This is a genomic window from Hymenobacter sp., from assembly GCF_031398885.1.
GTDB lineage: Bacteria > Bacteroidota > Bacteroidia > Cytophagales > Hymenobacteraceae > Hymenobacter.
Genome location: NZ_JANNOD010000031.1, coordinates 87,755 through 105,732, shown reverse-complemented (window position 1 = coordinate 105,732; position 17,978 = coordinate 87,755). Strand labels below are relative to the sequence as shown.

Annotated in this window: 23 protein-coding genes; 8 read left to right on the top strand and 15 right to left on the bottom strand. The window is 61.1% G+C overall.

The window, feature by feature from the left end; translation table 11 throughout:
- The first annotated feature begins 246 nt into the window (after positions 1-246).
- Together RMO51_RS05605 and RMO51_RS05600 are read left to right on the top strand one after the other, a co-directional pair.
- Positions 247-1,062 carry an FkbM family methyltransferase gene (locus RMO51_RS05605; protein WP_310392791.1) on the top strand — a complete coding sequence of 272 codons (816 nt, stop codon included), beginning with the start codon at positions 247-249 and terminating at the stop codon, positions 1,060-1,062.
- 293 nt (positions 1,063-1,355) lie between these two features.
- Positions 1,356-1,850 carry a cold shock domain-containing protein gene (locus tag RMO51_RS05600; RefSeq protein ID WP_310392788.1) on the top strand — a complete coding sequence of 165 codons (495 nt, stop codon included), beginning with the start codon at positions 1,356-1,358 and terminating at the stop codon, positions 1,848-1,850.
- A 144-nt stretch (positions 1,851-1,994) separates the two neighbouring features.
- Here the strand turns inward: RMO51_RS05600 and RMO51_RS05595 are convergent, their stop codons facing one another.
- Both RMO51_RS05595 and RMO51_RS05590 read right to left on the bottom strand, forming a co-directional pair.
- On the bottom strand, positions 1,995-2,261 hold the full coding sequence (locus RMO51_RS05595) for a hypothetical protein (RefSeq protein ID WP_310392786.1): 267 nt from the start codon (positions 2,259-2,261) through the stop codon (positions 1,995-1,997).
- 107 nt (positions 2,262-2,368) lie between these two features.
- Entirely contained in the window at positions 2,369-2,701 is a 333-nt protein-coding gene (locus RMO51_RS05590) for a hypothetical protein (RefSeq protein ID WP_310392784.1), read from the bottom strand.
- A 407-nt stretch (positions 2,702-3,108) separates the two neighbouring features.
- Between RMO51_RS05590 and RMO51_RS05585 the strand changes: the two genes are divergently transcribed.
- Complete coding sequence (locus RMO51_RS05585) at positions 3,109-3,942, top strand: hypothetical protein (RefSeq protein WP_310392782.1); 834 nt, start codon at positions 3,109-3,111, stop codon at positions 3,940-3,942.
- A 120-nt stretch (positions 3,943-4,062) separates the two neighbouring features.
- Here RMO51_RS05585 and RMO51_RS05580 read toward each other — a convergent pair whose 3' ends face one another.
- Positions 4,063-4,650: a YdeI/OmpD-associated family protein gene (locus RMO51_RS05580; protein ID WP_310392780.1), complete on the bottom strand. Its 588-nt coding sequence runs from the start codon at positions 4,648-4,650 to the stop codon at positions 4,063-4,065.
- Between the two features lie 142 nt (positions 4,651-4,792).
- Between RMO51_RS05580 and RMO51_RS05575 the strand changes: the two genes are divergently transcribed.
- From RMO51_RS05575 to RMO51_RS05560, 4 genes are all read left to right on the top strand, one after another.
- Positions 4,793-5,317: a nuclear transport factor 2 family protein gene (locus RMO51_RS05575; protein ID WP_310392778.1), complete on the top strand. Its 525-nt coding sequence runs from the start codon at positions 4,793-4,795 to the stop codon at positions 5,315-5,317.
- A 355-nt stretch (positions 5,318-5,672) separates the two neighbouring features.
- A complete protein-coding gene (locus RMO51_RS05570; RefSeq protein WP_310392777.1) occupies positions 5,673-6,200 on the top strand; it encodes a hypothetical protein in 528 nt (175 codons plus the stop codon).
- The gene (locus RMO51_RS05565) at positions 6,191-6,535 is read left to right on the top strand and encodes a hypothetical protein (RefSeq protein WP_310392775.1); all 345 of its coding nucleotides are present in this window, start codon (positions 6,191-6,193) and stop codon (positions 6,533-6,535) included. The genes RMO51_RS05570 and RMO51_RS05565 overlap by 10 nt, the downstream gene beginning before the upstream one ends.
- A 57-nt stretch (positions 6,536-6,592) precedes the next feature.
- Positions 6,593-7,012 carry a protein-export chaperone SecB gene (locus tag RMO51_RS05560; RefSeq protein WP_310392773.1) on the top strand — a complete coding sequence of 140 codons (420 nt, stop codon included), beginning with the start codon at positions 6,593-6,595 and terminating at the stop codon, positions 7,010-7,012.
- Between the two features lie 56 nt (positions 7,013-7,068).
- Here RMO51_RS05560 and RMO51_RS05555 read toward each other — a convergent pair whose 3' ends face one another.
- The 7 genes from RMO51_RS05555 to RMO51_RS05525 all read right to left on the bottom strand — a co-directional run bounded on the left by RMO51_RS05555 (position 7,069) and on the right by RMO51_RS05525 (position 11,745).
- The gene (locus tag RMO51_RS05555; protein WP_310392772.1) at positions 7,069-7,434 is read right to left on the bottom strand and encodes a nucleotidyltransferase domain-containing protein; all 366 of its coding nucleotides are present in this window, start codon (positions 7,432-7,434) and stop codon (positions 7,069-7,071) included.
- Positions 7,435-7,439: 5 nt separating this feature from the next.
- Complete coding sequence (locus tag RMO51_RS05550) at positions 7,440-7,685, bottom strand: HEPN domain-containing protein (RefSeq protein WP_310392770.1); 246 nt, start codon at positions 7,683-7,685, stop codon at positions 7,440-7,442.
- Entirely contained in the window at positions 7,686-7,832 is a 147-nt protein-coding gene (locus RMO51_RS05545; protein ID WP_310392769.1) for a hypothetical protein, read from the bottom strand.
- An 82-nt stretch (positions 7,833-7,914) separates the two neighbouring features.
- Entirely contained in the window at positions 7,915-9,321 is a 1,407-nt protein-coding gene (gene lpdA / locus RMO51_RS05540) for a dihydrolipoyl dehydrogenase (protein WP_310392767.1), read from the bottom strand.
- A gap of 148 nt (positions 9,322-9,469) precedes the next feature.
- Entirely contained in the window at positions 9,470-9,694 is a 225-nt protein-coding gene (locus tag RMO51_RS05535; RefSeq protein ID WP_310392765.1) for a DUF5615 family PIN-like protein, read from the bottom strand.
- 59 nt (positions 9,695-9,753) lie between these two features.
- The gene (locus RMO51_RS05530; protein ID WP_310392763.1) at positions 9,754-9,996 is read right to left on the bottom strand and encodes a DUF433 domain-containing protein; all 243 of its coding nucleotides are present in this window, start codon (positions 9,994-9,996) and stop codon (positions 9,754-9,756) included.
- Between the two features lie 90 nt (positions 9,997-10,086).
- Positions 10,087-11,745, bottom strand: coding sequence for a M1 family metallopeptidase (locus tag RMO51_RS05525; protein WP_310392762.1), 1,659 nt, complete (start codon positions 11,743-11,745; stop codon positions 10,087-10,089).
- A gap of 228 nt (positions 11,746-11,973) precedes the next feature.
- On the opposite strand from RMO51_RS05525, the gene RMO51_RS05520 reads away from it, so the two are divergent.
- Positions 11,974-12,957, top strand: a complete 984-nt coding sequence (locus RMO51_RS05520) for an EamA family transporter (RefSeq protein WP_310392760.1) — start codon at positions 11,974-11,976, stop codon at positions 12,955-12,957.
- Here RMO51_RS05520 and RMO51_RS05515 read toward each other — a convergent pair.
- The 5 genes from RMO51_RS05515 to RMO51_RS05495 form a co-directional block, all read right to left on the bottom strand.
- Complete coding sequence (locus tag RMO51_RS05515) at positions 12,931-14,640, bottom strand: carbamoyltransferase C-terminal domain-containing protein (protein WP_310392758.1); 1,710 nt, start codon at positions 14,638-14,640, stop codon at positions 12,931-12,933. The genes RMO51_RS05520 and RMO51_RS05515 overlap by 27 nt on opposite strands.
- A gap of 158 nt (positions 14,641-14,798) precedes the next feature.
- Entirely contained in the window at positions 14,799-15,326 is a 528-nt protein-coding gene (locus RMO51_RS05510) for a DUF4126 domain-containing protein (protein ID WP_310392756.1), read from the bottom strand.
- 127 nt (positions 15,327-15,453) lie between these two features.
- Entirely contained in the window at positions 15,454-17,175 is a 1,722-nt protein-coding gene (odhB, locus tag RMO51_RS05505) for a 2-oxoglutarate dehydrogenase complex dihydrolipoyllysine-residue succinyltransferase (protein ID WP_310392755.1), read from the bottom strand.
- Between the two features lie 34 nt (positions 17,176-17,209).
- A complete protein-coding gene (locus RMO51_RS05500) occupies positions 17,210-17,620 on the bottom strand; it encodes a HEPN domain-containing protein (protein ID WP_310392753.1) in 411 nt (136 codons plus the stop codon).
- Positions 17,610-17,930 carry a nucleotidyltransferase domain-containing protein gene (locus RMO51_RS05495; protein ID WP_310392751.1) on the bottom strand — a complete coding sequence of 107 codons (321 nt, stop codon included), beginning with the start codon at positions 17,928-17,930 and terminating at the stop codon, positions 17,610-17,612. Before RMO51_RS05495 ends, RMO51_RS05500 begins: the two co-directional genes overlap by 11 nt.
- Between the last annotated feature and the right edge of the window lie 48 nt (positions 17,931-17,978).

Below are 17,978 nucleotides of genomic sequence, written 5' to 3'. Positions count from 1 at the left end.
CACTGGCATGGGTGGAGGCAACGCGTCACTTACAGCCGTTCTCAGGTTCGTGTACTGGTCGTCCGGCTCCCCTCTCCGCGGGCTTCGCGCTTTAAGCGAACCGGGGCCCGCCCCGCCGGGGTCTCGTGAGGTTGCCCGACCGCGCCGCGTACACGAACCTAAGAATTGCTCTAACACCTTCCTTTACCTTGGCCCTGCGGAGCTGCTGTTACCTAATTTGCGCCCCAAATATCCCTTACCAACACTATGAAAATCAGAAATAAGGTTATTCTCACACTCATTTGCAAGTTGGGCTATTGGCGCAACAATCTGAAACTTGAGTCTCTGAAAGTCGTCAACAGGGGTCGTTTTTACATCTACAATGTAAACGGGATGCACATCGCCTCGGAAGCATTTAACTGGTATTTGAGCCGGCCCGTTTTAGAAAGGGAAGTAAAGCACATTAGCTGCAAATACTACACGCCCAGTCAGGGAGATACCGTGATTGATATCGGCGCCGGCCTCGGCGAAGAAGCCTGCATTTACGCAGATATGGTGGGACCCGCCGGGACTGTGTATGCCATTGAAGCCAATCCAGTGGTGTATGACGTACTCCGGCAAGTCATTGAACTTAATGGGCTGTCCCATGTAAGAAGCTTCAACGTTGCCATTAGCAGTACCTCAGGAAAGGTAAAAATTGATGACGCGCCGCTAAGCTACCTGTCATCTTCGCTCGACAACGAAGTGAAAGGCGTTGTTTACGAAGTGGATGGCCTGACATTGGAAAGCTTTTGCGCAACAAACGACATTAAAAACATCCACCTATTGAAGGTTAATATTGAAGGAGCCGAGCGATTTTTGAGCAATTCATTTTCAAATGAAAAGTTACTAATTCATAACGTGGCAATTTCCTGTCATGATTTTCGCTTTGAAAAAGAAGGCAACGAGTTCTTCAGGACCAAGCAATTGGTTGTTGACTACTTGACTGCTAACGACTACGAAACCTGGTTTCAGCAGACCGGGGTGAAGCACATTGACGACTGGGTGTACGGAAAAAAACGCCCTGCCTCCGTTGCATCTTGAGCCCGCTTCCGGCTTGCCGCAGCTGCCAAATTTTGGTTTGAACGGGCCGGCGCGGCCTTTTCGGTGGGGGCTTGGCAGCCCTGAGCGGCAAGGGTAGCACCCGGCCTCACCTCCGCGCTGCCCGGATAGGTCTGCGCACGCCCGAAACAGCTCCGGGCTTCCCGCGACAAAGCTCTGGCTTCGTGGGTGCATGTACCTCTTTTATTGCGTATCTTCGTCGTAATCCACTCCTCTGTTTTGTTCCTTTACTTCTATTGGATAAAGCAGATACAAAGATTCAGCAGCACAATACTATGGGTAGGTCACAGGAGACTTTTGGTAAAAAGGACAACGAGAAGAAGCGAGCAAAGAAGAAAACCGAGAAGGAAGAGCGCAAAGCCGAGCGCCAAGCCAACGCCAAAGCCGGCCAGCCGCTGGAAGAAATGTTGGCCTACGTGGACGAGGATGGCAACATCTCCGCCACTCCGCCGGACCCCAAGAAGAAGCGCATTATCAAGGACGAGGACATTCAGATTGGGGTGGCCCGCCGCACCAACGACGACGACGCGGACCCCGTGCGCAACGGCATCGTCAGCTTTTTCAATGATTCGAAAGGCTATGGCTTCATCAAGGACCAGCAGACCCAGGAAAGCATTTTCGTGCACGCCAACGGCCTCGCCGGCGGCCCCATCGGCGAGAACGACAAGGTGACCTTCGAGGTGGAGATGGGCCCCAAAGGACCGAACGCCGTGCGCGTGAAAAAAGCCAGCGCGACCCCGCCGCCCGCCCCCGCGCCGACTGCGGCGTAGTCAGCTTTACTCACAAACAAAGAGGCCGCAACTCCAGAAGTTGCGGCCTCTTTGTTTGCGGGCCCAGACGCCTTGCCGAGGCCCGGCACCAAGCTCAAGCGCGGCAAGGATTGACCGCTGAAACGGGTGAAGCCGTCTTTAACTTTAAGCAGAGTGGTCAGCGTTTTCGTCCATCGCACTCAGGCTGTGCTCCGCAGCCGCGCCGTCGGCGGAGGCCGCCTTTTTATCGCGCCGCTTGGTGAGGTAGCTCAGCCCCAGAGCTACCAGGGCAGCGCCGCCAACCACCTTCTGGGTGGTGCTGAGTCCTCCGATTCCGGTGGCGGTGCCCTGGCCCAATTTTCTGAGCCGTTTGGTTGCGCCGCCCAGCAGGGTGGTTTTTTTGCCGGCTTTGTTTTTCTTGGTCTTTTTCATGGTGTTTGCAATTGATTGGAAGATGCATTTTTACGGACCAGGAAACAAAGCCCGGACCGTCATTAATTGGGGCGCCGCCGGCACCCTGCCGGGGGGAGGCGCCCCGCTTACGGTTTGGACTTGACGCTTTTTCGCGCTTTTTTGGGGGCGCCTTTCGCACCGTTTGGCGCGGGTAGAGGCACGGGCCGGACGGTGGAAAGCTCTGGGGCCGGGTCGGCACCCGGGGCCGGGGTTGGTTCGGTGGCTCCGCCCCGCTGCTTGGCCAGGTAGGTGAGGCCCGCAGCCAGCAGCGCCACGCCGCCCACGAGCTTTTGGCCCGTGTTCAGCTTGGTGACCTGCCGGGTCACCTTGCGAAATTTTTTGAGCGACGCGGCGGCGACGTCAAGCAAGTCGTCCGATATCCCGTCCTTCTTCGACCGTTTTTTCCTGTCTTTGGCCATGGTCATGAAGTAAAAAATACTGCGGGAAGGTTGCCAGGCCGCACCCACGGGGCTACGATTGGCGCGTTATAGTTGGGGTATCTTATTCGCGTGTTGTGCTCTTAAGGTTACCATTATTTTACCGAATTAATTCCTCGCTGCTCAACTCCGGTCCACGAGCGAAGCCGAATAGTGGGGTAGCGAGCCGCTCCAGGGCTTTTCCCCTGAGGGCGCAACCGCATTTCAAGCCGTGGAGCGGCAGCCACCCGGGGCCGCCCACGCTCCGTGGTTCCGGTGGGTTAAGCCGCGCAGCGTGCCGCGCACCAGGTTTGCCGAGCCACGCCGAGCCACGCCGGGCGGGCCAGCCGGCGAGGCGTCGGCAGCAGCGGCCGGAATTATCCCCGCCCGTTTCGGGGTTAGGTTTGCTCATGAAGTATTTCTTGCTCGTGCTCAGTTTGGGGCTGCCGCGGGCCGGGGGCACCGTGGCGCCGCTCGGGCCCCTGCAGATTGCCGAGCAGTTTGTGGCCCCCGCGGGCTGGCCCGGCATGCGGAACTACCTCTGCTGCGAGGCCGCCGGCCAGGCCCGGCACCAAACCCTGGGCCAGCAAATTCCGACCCGCCTGCGGCGCGTATGCCAGCTGTTGCAGCAGGGGCCGGCCACGGCCGTTGTGGCCGTGGAACTGCGTGATTCCCTGAGCCGCGGCGACTTTTACCTGCACTTCGGCAAGGACGGCGGCGCCTGGAAGCTGCAGGCGGTGCGCAGCCTGGCCATGACGCGGCTGGGCGCCCCCATGCTGGACTTGCTCACGGCCATGTCCCCGGCCGAAGTAAACCAGTACGACCTGCGCCACCCCGCCGCGGGCCACGCCTTCACGGTGGGCAACCTGCGCCTGTGGGCCGCGGCCGACGCCGACATCGCGGCGCACTTCGCCCGCAACCAAGCCGATTTTGCGGAAGCGCTGCGCCTGGTGCAGGCGGGCCACTACTTTGCCGCGCCCGCCGACACCAGCCACGCCGGCGAGCGGGCGGCCAACGCCAACCCGGCCCTTCACGCGCTGTTGCAGCGGCTGTTCATCAGCCAGGTGTGGCGGCGCGACACTGGCTGCGAGAGCTGCGTGGAGTTTTTGATTGGGGGCCGGGCCAACAGCACTGTGGGCCTGCTCTACGCGCCCACCGCGGCGGCCGTGCCCGCCATGCACCCCCAGCGCGTCATCGTGCTCAAGCCGTTGGGCAACGGCTGGTACCTGTACAAAATCAGCTAGCGCGGCTTCTAAATCCTTGTGCGGAGTTGAAAGTGAAGAGTTGAAAGTGAAGAGTTAAAAGTTAAAATCACAGGCGTCTGAATTTTAACTCTTCACTTTTAACTTTTAACTCCCTACAAGCTACTCCCGGTCGAAGTTGGCGCGTTTGTTCAGCGCGGCCAGGCGCGCGGTTTCGGCCACGCGTTGGGCGCGGGTTTCGGGCCGCTTGGCGCCCAGCACCCAGGTCAGTATCATCTTGCGGGCCGAGAGCGAGAAGGCCGCGTAGTTGCGCGCCGCCGCCGCATCGGCGGCCAGCGCGGCGGCCAGGTCGGCGGGCACGGCGCCGGCTTCGGCGGCATCGAGGCTTTCCCAGGCGCCGTTTTGCTTGGCAAGGGCAATGGCGGCCAGGCCGGCGGGCATGAGCTGGCCGGCGGCTTCGAGCCGCACCAGCCGCTCTTTGTTCACCTTGCTCCAGCCGCTTTTCGGGTTGCGGGGTGTGAAGAGCAGTTGGCTTCGTTCGGCGTCGAGCTTGCGCGGCAGCGAGTCAATCCAGCCGAAGCACAACGCTTCTTCCACTGCTTCGCCATAACTCACACTGGGGCGGCCGGAGGCCTTTTTGCAATACACAAGCCACACGCCGGGGCTGCGGGCGTGGTGCTCGGCCAGCCACTGCCGCCACTCGGCGCGGCTGGCGGGCTGGGCTTGGGCGTAGGCGTCGGGGCGGGGCATGGCATTGGGGAGTGGTTGACCATCGAAAAATAGCAGGCCGCCAAGAAATATGCTCTTGCCCGCTGCTTGCGTCCAACAGATGGTAGCTTTGGCCGCTTGAGCCCCGGCATTTTCCTCATTCCTCTTTGACAGCCTTGCCCCCATGAAACACTCTTTCCTCCTGCTCCTGGCATTTGCCATTGCCTCCACTGCCGTCGCGCAGCCCAAGCAAAACCTACCGCGCAAGGCCGAGCCGGGCACCCGGCCGGCGGCCGCGACGGCCGCGGCCCCCAAGCCGGCCGCCCACACTGAGCTGTACCAGCAAGTAGCCAAGCTCGACGCGGAAATGTTTGCCGCCTTCAATGCCCACGACACGGACAAACTCATGGCCTACTTCGCCCCAAGCGTGGAATTTTTCCACGACAAAGGCGGCCTGACCAATTTCAGCCAAACCAAGGAAGCCTTCGCGCGCCTGTTTGCCCAAACCCCCGACATCAGCCGCACCCTGGTGCCGGGCAGCCTGGAGGTGTACCCCGTCAAAGACTACGGGGCCATGCACATCGGGGTGCACCGGTTTTGCCATGTCGAAAACGGCCGCGACGACTGCGGCAACTCCAAATTCGTGATGGTCTGGCAGCAGCAGGGCGGCACCTGGAAAATCACCCGCGTCGTGAGCTACTACCACTGAGCGTAGCGGCTACTTCGGAGCAGGAAGGTTTGTGCTTCGGCCCCAAGGTTTGTTGTCCTGAACGAAGGTTTGTGCTCCAGACGGAAGGTTTGTGGTCCGGAGTGAAGGTTTGTGGTCCGGAAACGGTTGGCGGGCATCCGGAAGCGTTTGGCAAGGCTCCGGAAGCCAAGGTTTGTGGTCCGGAAGCAGTTGGCGGGCCTTCGGAAGCCGCTGACGGTGCTTGGGAAGCATACCACTTGGTTCGTTGTTCATCCCCAAAAAAATATCAAACAGCGAGATTATATTCCTACTAACTGTATCTTTCCCTCGACATCATTCTACAAATCGATTATCTACCCCGCTTCGCAATCAGAGTATGCTTATTACTTACCATACTACTGAGCATCGTTCACAGCGTTTAGAATCACCCACACACGCAACAGGTATGCAGCAATGGTTTGGAGACGGCTTTTACTTTTGGCAAGATGAAGAATTCGCGCTGGAATGGGGACGTCACAAATGCCGTGCGCGCAGTAATGAGGGAAATTTATTTGAAGTATATATAGCGGGCTTAAATATCGACTTCACACAGGAGCACTTTCTGGATACGGTGTTCAATGAGGCTCACTATAATTTCTTCATCCACAATATTGAGCGATTTGCCGAGGAATTTTGGGTTAACAACCAGCGTAAACCCAGCCTCGTAGAGTTCAACACATTTATAGCCGCCAAGCAAATCTGGAGTAGCATTCGAGCTATCCGCTTCCAAGACTTACCGTCAAACAACACATACGACTACCTCAAGGTGCGTAACTTCTTCTATAAGAAGCGCATTCAGATTGCAGTATTTGACCCAGAGATAATTCTTACCTTTGCGCTCCTGAAAACCAAAACGTGCGAATAGCCGTTTTAAAAAGAAAAAATCTTATGAACATGTTGGGGAAATTGCAAAAGGAGTTTGATGAAGCCTTGGCCAGCATGACTGCTTATGAATGGAAAGCACTTGATGATATTAACGCATCAAGTACTGGTAATCAAGCAGAAATATTGCTTAAAGCGCGTATTCAAGCTTATAAAATCAAAATGGCTGCACAGCCAGCTTCTGTTTTTAGTGTAGCTTCCACTCTCACCACTGCTCAGCCAGCAATGGCTTCGGTGCAAAGAGGCACATCATTGCTAAACAACAAACTTGATTCTTCTGCTTCCGCTGGTGATTATGACTATGCTATGGCAGCTTAACTAATGCCTAGTACGAGCCCAATTCCGCTAGTTTTCGTTGGAGTAGAATTCACTAGAGTGATATTCAGCAGAGTTGTAGGCCAAGATGGTGCTCATGCTTCTGTTGATATTACCCATACTACTACGGCCCCTGTAGAGCCTGATTTTTCTTTTGAATGCCACATTGGCGTTGAAATTAAAAGTGAGGCTTCGGATACCATTGCTCTTCTCAATGTTGAGGCAGTTGGTCTTTTTAAGCTTGTTGGTGATTTCGACGAAAGAATCTGGCGAAATTACCAGAACATAAGTGCGCCAGGGTTAGTGTACCCATATGTCAGAGCATTTATATCTAATCTGACCGTTATGGCCGGACTGACGGCCGTAACTATCCAACCGATAAATTTTGCACTTGCTTATGAGCTAAAGATGGCTGGAGAGGCGTCTTCCAATCAAGCACAGCCGGAATTGCCTTTTGATTCAGAGAATGCAAATGAGTAAGAGTAAATAGTTTCAGCGACAGCAGCAAATGAAAAGAGGCTGAAGCCCCCGTAGCTTCAGCCTCTTTCAGTTTCTGCCGCAGGGCGGGGCATTATTAGGTGAATGGCCCGGTTCTCCGTGGCGGCCGGTTCCCACTCGCCGACGACGATGCCGGTGCGCTTGATTTCCTGCACGAACGGGTTCCAATCGGTGAATTGCTCGGGCGAGAAGGTGTGCGGCTCGATGTCGATGAATTGCTTTTCCGACAGCACCTCGCCTATCAGTCCGACGTCCTGAAAACCAAACCCACTAAACTCATCGGCTACTAGCGCCACGTCGATGTCCGACGAGCGGCGCTGTTCGTTGCTGGCATAAGAGCCGAACAACACCACCTGCCGCAGCGACAAGTGGTGCGCCCGGAGCCTTTGAACCAGTTCCCTCACGGTTTCTAGGGCAAATGCTTGAGTATGCATTGGCGTAAGTCGTTGGCTTCGTGCAAAACGTGTTGAGTAAATGCCTGAGTGGCTCCCTGGCGCAGCTGCATCGTGTAGTTTTCGTAACGACCTTCCAACTGGAAGGTGTTCAACTGCTGTGCAAATTTGGCGTGGGCCGGGCTCAGCACCAGCGACGTTTCGGATAGCAATTTACTGATGTTGTGGGTAAATGGCGGCGTATTACCGCCGTTGTCCTGCACTCAAACGGCTTTAGCCAGCTTTTCAAACGAGAGATGCAGCCAGAAGAGGCACGGCACATACGTGGCGTCAGCGAACATCTTGCCTGCTTCTTGCCAATTCAGGTCGGCTCCGGTCATCCAATGGGCAATGTGCTCTTGCTTGGTCATTGCAGGAATGCGTGAGGTGTGCTTAGGTAAGGACTCGACCCGGGATGTGTCATCTGAGCACAACCCACGCATTTAGCACAAATTACATGTGAATGGCCCGGTTCTCGGTGGCGGCGAGGCAGGCTTCTTTCATGGCCTCGGCGTAGGTGGGGTGCGAGTGGCTCATGCGGGCCACGTCTTCGGCGGAAGCGCGGAACTCCATGGCGGTCACGGCTTCGGCGATGAGGTCGGCGATGCGCGGGCCAATCATGTGCACGCCCAGGATTTCGTCGGTGGTTTGGTCGGCCAGCACTTTTACAAAGCCGTCGGTGTCGCCGCTGGCGCGGGCCCGGCCGCTGGCTTTGAAGGGGAAGGAGCCCACCTTGTAGGCCTTGCCCTGCTCCTTGAGCTGCTCCTCGGTGTAGCCCACGCCGGCCACCTCGGGCCAGGTGTACACCACGCCGGGGATGAGCAGGTAGTTGATGTGGGGCTTTTGGCCCGCGATGGTTTCGGCCACGAACATGCCTTCCTCCTCGGCCTTATGGGCCAGCATGGCGCCGCGCACCACGTCGCCGATGGCGTAAATGCCGGGCACGTTGGTTTGCAGGTGCTCGTCGACCTTGATGCGGCCGCGCTCCTCCATGGCCACGCCGGCGGCTTCGAGGTTGAGGCCGACGGTGTAGGGCGCGCGGCCCACGGCCACGAGGCAGTAGTCGCCCTCAAATTTCACCTCCTCCCCTTTCGGGTTGGTGGCGGTCACGGTCACGAGGTCCCCAGCGCGGGTGGCGCCGGTCACCTTGTGGCTCATGAAAAACTCGACCCCGATTTTACCCAGCACGCGCTTGAGCTCCTTGCCCAGGCCGCGGTCCATGGTCGGGATGATGCTATCGGTGAATTCCACGACGCTCACCTTGGTGCCCAGGCGGGCGTACACCGAGGCCAGCTCCAGGCCGATGACGCCGCCACCCACCACCACCATGCGGCCGGGCACTTCGCGGATGTTCAGGGCCTCGGTGCTGGTGATGATGCGCTCCTTGTCCTGGGCGATGAACGGCAGCACCGTGGGCTTGGAGCCGGTGGCAATGATGACGTTTTTGGTTTCAATCTGCTGGGCCTCGCCGCCGGCCGGGGGCGCGACGCTGAGGTGCGTTTTGTCGACGAACGAGCCGAGGCCTTGCAGCACGTCGATTTTGTTCTTCTTCATCAGGTAGGCGATGCCGTCCACGTTGGCCTTCACCACGCCCGTTTTGCGGTCCATCATCTGGGGCATGTTCACCTTCAGGTTTTCCAGGTCGATGCCGTGCTCTTTGAAAGTGGTGTGGGCGTTGTGGTAATGCTCGGAGGAGTCGAGCAGGGCCTTGCTGGGGATGCAGCCCACGTTGAGGCAGGTACCGCCCAAAGTGGGGTATTTCTCGATGAGGGCGGTTTTCAGCCCCAGCTGGGCGCAGCGGATGGCGGCCACGTAGCCCCCCGGGCCGGAGCCGATGACGGTGACGTCGTATTGATTCATGAGGGAAGGTTTATTCAGCGGGTAAGTCGGTGAGCGCGGCTTGGCTTAGTTTCAGGTAAGCTACTTCAGGGTCAAGAAAAAAGGCAGCAATAATGTCGCGGCAATGTCGGAGTTGGCTGACGGTGTTTAGCGGAGCGCTGTTGCCAAATCAGAGGTGAATGACTTTGGGCGGCTGGCCCCGCAGGCGGGCTAACTGTTCAAAATCGGCATCCTGGGTGAGAATGGAAAAGCCGTTGCGCTGGGCCCACTGCCACACCAGCATATCGTCGGTTTCGAGTAGGTTCACGTCTTTAACGTGGCAGCTTCCGGGGTAATCCGTCTGGAGCGATTTCGCCAGCCGGAAGGAGAGGTTTTCGTCGAGGAGTAACTTCATGTGGCGCCTGAACTGCTACCTCACCACGTGGTTACCGTCCATTTTATAAATCACTTTGCTCAGGCCGACGCACGAAGCAACCGGCCATTCTGGTCGGCGGCGAAAGCCAGTGCGGCGCGAATATCCTGCTTGGTTAGCTCCGGAAAGTCATCGATAATTTCGTCTTCCGACATGCCGCTCGCCAGCCAGCCAAAAATGTCGTACACCGTGATGCGCAGGCCGCGGATGCAGGGCTTGCCGCTGCGCTTGCCGGGCTCAATGGTGATAATCTTGCGGTAGTCGACGGGCGCTTGGGTTTCCATAGTTTCAGCGGGAAATAACCGGAAAACAGGTACTGCTCAGTCAAACAAAAGTACGGCAGAAAGCATCCGCGTCGGGCCTAAAAATCCTCTTCAATCCACCAGCACGCCGATGTAGTAGTTGAACGTGTCGACCTCCAAATTCTCCTTGGTGGCGCCCGCCAGCTGCTTGATGGGCTCGAACTTAGCCGTGGGCGTGAAATACTGGTACTCGCCGCCCTTCAGCCGCACGCGCAGGGGCAGGTCGAACTTGGGCACGGCGGCCACCCAGCGGGCCAGGACCTGGTTGTTCTCGAAGCGGATTTCCAGTACGGGCAGGCTGGCGTGGCGCAGGTACTGGTCGAATATTTTGGTGAGGTCCCGGCCGCTTTCGCGGTTGAAGTAGTCAATGACCTGCTGGCCGGTCACGGTCTGGTGGTAGAAGGTGCTGGACAGGCCGCGCAGCAGCTGGCGCCACTTGGCGTCGTCGTTGATGACGGTGCGGAGGGTGTTGAGCAGGTTGCTGCCCTTGTCGTACATGTCGCCGGAGCCCTCTTGGTTCACGCCGTAGGGGCCGATGATGGGCTGGTCGTTCTGGATGTTGCGGCGCTGGCCGTGGATGTATTCCTGGCCCGCCTGCTTGCCGAACTGGCTTTCCACGAACAGGGCTTCGGAGTAGGTGGTGAAGCTTTCGTGCACCCACATGTCGGCAATGTCCTTGGTGGTAATGTTGTTGCCGAACCACTCGTGCCCGCTTTCGTGGATGATGATAAAGTCCCACTTCGCGCCCCAGCCGGTGTTGCTGCGGTCCTTGCCGAGGTAGCCGTTCTGGTATTTGTTGCCGTAGGCCACGGCGCTCTGGTGCTCCATGCCCAGGTGCGGGGCGTCCACCAGCTTGTAGCCGTCCTGGTACCACGGGTACGGGCCGAACCAGTGCTCCATGGACTTGAGCATGGGCTTCACGTTGGCGGCAAACTGGGCTTTGGCCCGGGCCAGGTTCTCGGGCAGCACCCAGTAGTCGAGCGTGAGCGGGCCTTTTTCACCGGCGTAGGAGTCGGAGAAGTGTTGGTAGTCGCCCACGTTCAGGGCCACGTCGTAGTTGTTGATGGGGTTGCGCACGGCCCAGTCGAAGCGGGTGTAGCCGCCCTTGAGCTTGGTGACTTTGCGCAGGCGGCCGTTGGAAACGTCCTTCAGCCCATCGGGCACGCTCACGCTGATGAGCATCGAGTCCACTTCGTCGGCCTGCTGGTCCTTGGTGGGCCACCAGATGCTGGCGCCGGTGCCCTGGCAGGCGGTGGCCACCCAGGGCTTGCCGGAGGCATCCTGGGTAAAAACCATACCCCCATCCCAGGGCGCTTTCTTGGCCACGGTCGGGTTGCCGGAGTACTGCACCGTGAACTCGTCGCGGCTGCCTTTCGAAATGGGTTTCGGGAAGGTCACGAACACCGCATTACCCTCGCGGGTGAAGGACACTTCTCTACCTTGGTACAGCACCTTTTCCACCTGCAAATTGGCAAATAAGTCGAATTGCAGCCGCGTAAAATCCTGCGTGGCGGTGAACCGAAAGAGGTTGGAGCCGCTGATGAACCGCTTGGCCGGGTCCAGCTTCACGGCGAGGTGGTAGTAGGTAAGGTCGTAGCAGGTGCGCAGCGGCGTCTGGCCGCCGCGCAGCGAGTCGGCGCGGGTAAAGGCGGGCTTGGGTTGCAGGAGCTGCGCGGCGGCTGGGCCCAGGGGCAAGAAGGCCAGCAGCGCAAGCAAAACGTGGGTTTTCATCGCGCAAAGCAACAACGGGCCAGCGCAAAAAGAGCCCGGCGTAGACCTGAGCCCGCTAACAGGCCGTCATGTTGAGCGCAGCCGGGACATCTCGCGTGCTGGGCTATTCCAATCGTGAAACGAAGCGAGCGAGATGTCCCGGCTGCGCTCGATACGACCGTTTGTAAACGTAGCAACCCAAAAGCCCCTGCTGCCAAACGTAATTTTGCGGCGGATTTTATCGATTGTATGCCCGATTCTGGTTCTGCCGCACCTTCGCGGGCGGCGTTGTTTACGGCCTTTGCCGCGATTTACCTAATCTGGGGTTCTACCTACCTGGTCATGAAGTTTGCCGTGGCCAGCATGCCGCCGCTGCTCATGGCCGGCACGCGCTACGGGCTGGCGGGCGCGCTGCTCTACGGGTTCGTGCGCTGGCGGGGCGAGCCCGCGCCCACGCGGCAAGGCTGGGGCTTTGCGGCCGTGATTGGGGTGTGCCTGCTGGGGTTCGGCAACGGCGGCACCACGTTTGGGGTGCTGTACCTGCCCAGCGGCACGGCGGCGCTGCTGGTGGCCACGGTGCCCATGTTTCTGGCGGTACTGGGGTGGCTGAGCGGCATTTCGGCCCGGCCCACCCGGTGGGTGGCGCTGGGGCTGGGCGCGGGCATGCTGGGCATGTACCTGCTGGCCGCCCACCCCACGGCCACGCCCGTGAAGCAGCCGGGCCACGCGGGCCTGGGCGTCTTCGCGGTGCTGCTGGCGGCGCTGGTCTGGTCCATTGGCTCGCTCTACGCCAAAAACCATCGGCCGGCCCCCTCCCCCTTCGCCTCCGGCGGCATGCAGATGCTGTGCGGCGGCGCGGCCATGCTGGCCGTGGGCCTGGCGCGGGGCGAGGCCGCCGGGTTCGAGCTGGCGCAGGTCACCGCCAAGTCCTGGTGGGCGTATGGCTACCTGGTCACGCTCGGCTCCATTGTGGCCTTCACGGCCTACATCTGGCTGCTGCGCGTGGTGGAACCCGCCCTGGCCGGCACCTACGCCTTCGTGAACCCCGTGGTGGCCGTGCTGCTCGGCTGGGCCTTCGCCGGCGAAAGCCTGAACCCGCAGATGCTGGGCGGCGCCGCGCTCATTGTGGTGGCCGTGGTGCTGGTAGTGCTGGGCGGCCGTGGCCCAACTGCTGCACCCCTGCCGGACACGGAAACGCCGAAACCGCTACTTGCGCAGCAGAAACGGCCCTAGCACCACCGCATCGAGCCCCGACTGGAAGTAGCAGTCCAGGGCATCGGCCGGCGACTCCACCAGCGGCATGCCGTTCACGTTGAAGGAAGTATTAAGCAGCACGGGCACGCCGCTGAGGCACTCGAATTGCAGCAGCAACTGGTGGAAGAGCGGGTTGTCGGCCGCGCGCACGGTCTGCAGACGGCCGGTGCCGTCGTCGTGCGTCACGGCCGGGAGCCTCGCCTGGGCCGCGGGCCGCAGGGCAAATACTTTCTCCATGAAGTAGGCGGTTTCGCCCGGCGGCAGGTCGAAAAATTCGCCTTGCCGCTCCTCCGCCACGGCCGGCGCAAAGGGTCGAAATCCTTCGCGGTGCTTGACGCTCTCGTTCACGCGGGCCTTCATCTCGGCGCGGGTTGGGTCGGCCAGGATGCTGCGGTGCCCCAGCGCCCGTTGGCCCAGCTCCGAGCCGCCCTGGAACCAGCCCACCACCAGCCCCTGATGCAGCAGTTGCGCCGTGGCGGCCACCACGTCGGCCGGCCGCTCGTAGCGGAGCCGGCGCCGGTTGAGTTCGGTTTCGATAACCAAGTCGGCGTAGTTGCGGCCGAAGAAATTATGCCGGCTGGGCTCGGCCGGCGCAGTTCTTTCGCCCAACAGGTAGCGCCGCCCATATAAGGCGCTGCCCACGCTAATACCGGTGTCGTCGGGAGTGCCGCCGATGAAGATTTCCGCGTACGGCGTGCGCTGGCGCAGCTTGCCGTTGAGCACTGAGTTCATGAGCACGCCCCCGCCGAGCACCAGGCGCCGCTGGCCGGTGCGGGCGTGCAGGTTGGCCAGCAGCTCGAATACTACCTCTTCCACGATGCGCTGCACGGCGGCCACAATGTCGTACTCGCGCTGCGTGAGCGGGGCGTGGGGCGGCAGCGGCGGGCCCAGCAAGGCCACCAGCTTGGGCGAGTAGTAATGCGGGGTGAAGGGCAGAAAAAACTCGAAGTAGCGCAGGTCCACCTCGTAGCCCAGGCCCGCCACCGTCACCAAAGGCCGGAGCGCACTGTAATACGTGCGCCAGTTGCCGCGCGCCGCCAACGCCATCACCTTCCACTCGTCGCCGTTGGGCTGGAAGCCGAGAAAGTCGGTGAAGGCGGCGTAAAAAAGGCCCAGCGAATGCGGCGTGCGGTTGGCCGCCAGCTCACTTAGTTCGTCGGGAGTGGCCGTGCCGAGCAGCCCCGTCGTCGTCTCCCCAAATCCGTCGGCAATAAAAAAATCAGCCGACCCAAAGCCCGAAGGCAGCAGCGCATTGGCCAGATGCGCGTGGTGGTGGTTGACGTAATGGATGCGGGTAAGGCCGCCGTGCAGGCCGTGCAGGGTTTGGCCGAGGCCACTCACGCCCCCGGACAAAGCCGCCAACTCGCTCAGGGCCAACTGCGCCAGTTGGCCCCGGTCATGAAGCGCGGTGGCCAAGCTCAGCGTGGGCTTGGCCAGGTACGGGGCCGGATTCCAGCCGATGAATGCGTCGGTGATGTCCTCCGTGGCAAGGCCGGCCGCTTCGCAGCAGTAGCGAATGGCCCGGCGCGGAAACGCCTTGTCCTGCTTCACGCGGGTGAGCCGCTCCTCCGCAACGGCCACCAGCACCTCCCCCGCCGGCCCCAGCAGGCAAGCCGAAGAATGAAACCCGCTGCAATTAATTCCCAGAACCACCGGTGGCATAGACGCGCATTCGTAAGCAAAGCGCCAAATTACTCGCCCGCCGCCCGGCACGCCATCCCCGCCGGCCAAAGCTAACCTACGCGCAGGCTCCGCCCCGGTCATCCGCCGGCCGGGCCTCTTGGCGCACGATTGTCACGGGTGCTGCACCCGGCCCGCCGCTACATCGGGCGCCAGTGGTCCTGCGCCGGGCGCTGCCCGCGCAGCAGCGCTGCGCCGCCGGCCAGCACCAGCGCGTCCTCGCCCACTCCCACCAGCGCCACCGGCACACCCGCCCGTTCGCTGATGCCCGTGCGCAGCGCGTAGCTCGCAAACGTGGCCGCCCCGGCCACCAGCCCGCCCAGCAAGCCCCCGCCCAGTGCGCTGCCGTCGCGCGAACGGTACCAGGCCGCCCCGACCAGCGCCCCGCTCAGCACCCGCCCCAGCAGCACCGGCGGGGCCGTCCGGTTGGGCGCGTTGGGCAGCTTGTCGGCCATCATCTCGCCGCCGGCCAGCACCTTAAGCACGGTGGCCACGCCGGGCTTGCGCAGCAACCGGAGCGGCGAGCCAATCAGGCCCGCCGGGGACTGCCGGGCAAGGCAATGGCTCAGAAAGGCCGGGCCGCTCATGCTGCGCATGCCAGCCAGGGTGGCAAAGCCCATGACGGGCCAGAACTTGGCGGGGCGATTAGTCTTTTTTGAGTGTTTCATGGTCAGCGTGCGTGAGCTTGATTCAACGTCAATCGAAAATTTTGGGCCAATCAATGGGCCGTTCTACGCAAAAAAAAGCGGCCGGCAGTAATTGCCGGCCGCCTTGGCTTCCGTTGACATCGCCTGATTACACGCCCAGCAGCAGGCGCGTGGGGTCTTCCAACAGCTCCTTCACCCGCACCAGGAAACTCACCGATTCGCGGCCGTCGATGATGCGGTGGTCGTAGCTCAGGGCCAGGTACATCATGGGCCGAACCACCACCTGGCCGTTCTCGGCGACGGGGCGCGGCACGATGTTGTGCATGCCCAAAATGGCCGACTGCGGGGCGTTGATAATCGGGGTGCTCATCATCGAGCCAAACACGCCGCCGTTGGTGATGGTGAACGTGCCGCCGGTCATCTGCTCGATGGTGAGCTTGTTGTCGCGGGCCAGCGTGGCCAGCCGCACCACTTCCTTCTCAATGCCCTCAAACGACAGCGTTTCGGCGTTGCGAATGACGGGCACCACCAGCCCTTTCGGGGCCGACACGGCGATGCTGATGTCGCAGAAGTCGTTGAACACGATGTCGGTGCCGTCAATCTGGGCGTTCACCGAGGGCCACTCCCGCAGGGCCACGCACACGGCCTTGGTGAAGAAGGACATGAAGCCCAGCCCCACGCCGTTTTTTTCTTTGAACTTGTCCTTGAACTTGGTGCGCAGGTCCATGATGGGCTGCATGTTCACCTCGTTGAAGGTGGTGAGCATGGCCGTCTCGTTCTTTACCGCCACCAGGCGGCGGGCCACCGTCTTGCGCAGGTTGCTCATCCGCTCGCGGCGCTGCGTGCGTGCGCCGGGCTGCTGGGGGCCGGGGGCGGGCTGGACCGGAGCAGCAGGCGCGGGCGCGGCTTGCGCGGCCGGGGCCGGCGCGGCGGGCCGGGGCTGCGCCTGCTGCGCGTCCTCTTTCGTGATGCGGCCGTCGCGGCCGGTACCGGCGACGTCCGTAGCCGCGACGCCTTTCTCGCCCAAAATCTTACCCGCTGCCGGCGACGGCACACCCGTCGCGTAAGTAGCCGCGCCGCTGCTGGCCGGCTGCGCAGCCAGCGCCGCAACGGGGGCAGCCGGAGCAGCGGCCGGGGCGGCAGCGGCTGGAGCAGTCCCCGTGCCACCCTCAATCCGGGCAATCACGGCGCCAATGGTTATGGTTTCGCCTTCTTTCACGGCGTGCCGCAACGTGCCGCTGGCTTCGGCCGGCAGTTCGAAGGTGGCCTTGTCCGACTCCAATTCGGCGATTACCTCGTCGCGGCTCACCTGGGCGCCGTCCGCTTTCAGCCACTTGGCCACCGTCACTTCCGTGATGGACTCGCCCACCGTGGGAATTTTCATTTCTATTGAGCCGCCGCCGCTTGCCGTTGGGCTGGCGGCCGGAGCCGGGCTGGCCGCGGGTGCGCCGGGCGTGGCCGGGTCGGTGCTGGCCTTGCCTTCGGGCGCGCCGCCGTAGCCGGCCTGGTCGCTGGCCTGCGGGTTTTGCTCGCCCTGGCTCACGGGGTCGGCCGCGGCGGCGGGTGTGGCCGGGGCCGCGGAGGCTGCGGCCGGGGCCGGGGCGGCCGAAGCCGCGGGGGCCGCGGCGCCGTTGGCCGCGCCGTTCAAGTCGGCGATGATGGTGCCGATGCCGATGGTCTCGCCCTCGGGCACCCGGATTTTCAGCACACCATCAGCTTCGGCGGGCAGCTCAAACGTGGCCTTGTCCGACTCCAGCTCGGCAATGACCTCGTCGCGCTTCACGGCCTCGCCGTCCTGCTTGAGCCACTTGGCAATGGTGACTTCGGTGATGGATTCGCCAACGGCGGGAATTTTGATTTCGATGGACATGAGAGAAGAGCGCCGCTTGGCACGGCTGAAGGGGTTAGGTTAAAAACTGGACGGCCAGCGGGCGCAATTTGCTTTGGAAGCGACGCGCCATGTCCAGTAAATCGGCTGAGGTGTAGCCGGGTGCATCGTCGGTTTCGTAGCGCCACTCCACTGCAAAGTCCTGCAGCGTGGCGGCGGCGGCCGTATCCGTCGAATCGAGCACGATAAGCGACGACTGAACCAGCGGCAGCAAGAGCTTTACCAGTACGTGAATGTGGGGAGCCAGTAAATTATTGGCGATGAGGACTGCCTTGGCGTATTTCTCCACGGCCTGCTGACAACTGAATCCAACGTTTTCGTACAGATGCGGCGAATGGCGCAGCAAAAGCTCCGCAACTTCCATGTCGCGGTCGGCCACCCGCAGCAGTATTTCCGCGCGCTTCTGCTCCGGCGTTTTAGGCTGCATACAGAAGCCGGCCTTGCTGCAAGGCTATCGTTTCAACCGAATACGCAACGCCCGCGGCCCTTTCCAGCTCATCCGGGGTCCGAATCAGAATGTCCATTGCCGGCAAATCCGCATTCCACAGGTGTTGCCACACGGCAATGGAGCGCTCGGCCCGTTTGGCTTCCGCGTTGCGTTTAATAACCAGCAAGTCCAAGTCCGAATCCTCCGTGGGCACACCGTAGGCGTACGAGCCGAACAGAATAATCCGGTCGGGCTGGTAGCCTTCCACGATGCGCCGCACCACGGCCTGAATCTGTTCCTCGGTTATCATTCGTTTAAGCTGTTAGCGGATGGCCATCGGCTGTTAGCATCTGTTCTA

Bases quoted from the DNA above. Each gene is read 5' to 3' on its own strand.
- RMO51_RS05525 (WP_310392762.1), bottom strand. From the start codon at position 11,745: ATGAAAACCCACGTTTTGCTTGCGCTGCTGGCCTTCTTGCCCCTGGGC.
- RMO51_RS05595 (WP_310392786.1), bottom strand. From the start codon at position 2,261: ATGAAAAAGACCAAGAAAAACAAAGCCGGCAAAAAAACCACCCTGCTG.
- RMO51_RS05545 (WP_310392769.1), bottom strand. From the start codon at position 7,832: ATGACCAAGCAAGAGCACATTGCCCATTGGATGACCGGAGCCGACCTG.
- RMO51_RS05495 (WP_310392751.1), bottom strand. From the start codon at position 17,930: ATGATAACCGAGGAACAGATTCAGGCCGTGGTGCGGCGCATCGTGGAA.
- RMO51_RS05500 (WP_310392753.1), bottom strand. From the start codon at position 17,620: ATGCAGCCTAAAACGCCGGAGCAGAAGCGCGCGGAAATACTGCTGCGG.
- RMO51_RS05590 (WP_310392784.1), bottom strand. From the start codon at position 2,701: ATGGCCAAAGACAGGAAAAAACGGTCGAAGAAGGACGGGATATCGGAC.
- RMO51_RS05530 (WP_310392763.1), bottom strand. From the start codon at position 9,996: ATGGAAACCCAAGCGCCCGTCGACTACCGCAAGATTATCACCATTGAG.
- RMO51_RS05535 (WP_310392765.1), bottom strand. From the start codon at position 9,694: ATGAAGTTACTCCTCGACGAAAACCTCTCCTTCCGGCTGGCGAAATCG.
- RMO51_RS05510 (WP_310392756.1), bottom strand. From the start codon at position 15,326: ATGAAACACTCAAAAAAGACTAATCGCCCCGCCAAGTTCTGGCCCGTC.
- RMO51_RS05605 (WP_310392791.1), top strand. From the start codon at position 247: ATGAAAATCAGAAATAAGGTTATTCTCACACTCATTTGCAAGTTGGGC.
- RMO51_RS05570 (WP_310392777.1), top strand. From the start codon at position 5,673: ATGCTTATTACTTACCATACTACTGAGCATCGTTCACAGCGTTTAGAA.
- RMO51_RS05600 (WP_310392788.1), top strand. From the start codon at position 1,356: ATGGGTAGGTCACAGGAGACTTTTGGTAAAAAGGACAACGAGAAGAAG.
- RMO51_RS05580 (WP_310392780.1), bottom strand. From the start codon at position 4,650: ATGCCCCGCCCCGACGCCTACGCCCAAGCCCAGCCCGCCAGCCGCGCC.
- RMO51_RS05520 (WP_310392760.1), top strand. From the start codon at position 11,974: ATGCCCGATTCTGGTTCTGCCGCACCTTCGCGGGCGGCGTTGTTTACG.
- RMO51_RS05585 (WP_310392782.1), top strand. From the start codon at position 3,109: ATGAAGTATTTCTTGCTCGTGCTCAGTTTGGGGCTGCCGCGGGCCGGG.
- lpdA (WP_310392767.1), bottom strand. From the start codon at position 9,321: ATGAATCAATACGACGTCACCGTCATCGGCTCCGGCCCGGGGGGCTAC.
- RMO51_RS05515 (WP_310392758.1), bottom strand. From the start codon at position 14,640: ATGCCACCGGTGGTTCTGGGAATTAATTGCAGCGGGTTTCATTCTTCG.
- RMO51_RS05575 (WP_310392778.1), top strand. From the start codon at position 4,793: ATGAAACACTCTTTCCTCCTGCTCCTGGCATTTGCCATTGCCTCCACT.
- odhB (WP_310392755.1), bottom strand. From the start codon at position 17,175: ATGTCCATCGAAATCAAAATTCCCGCCGTTGGCGAATCCATCACCGAA.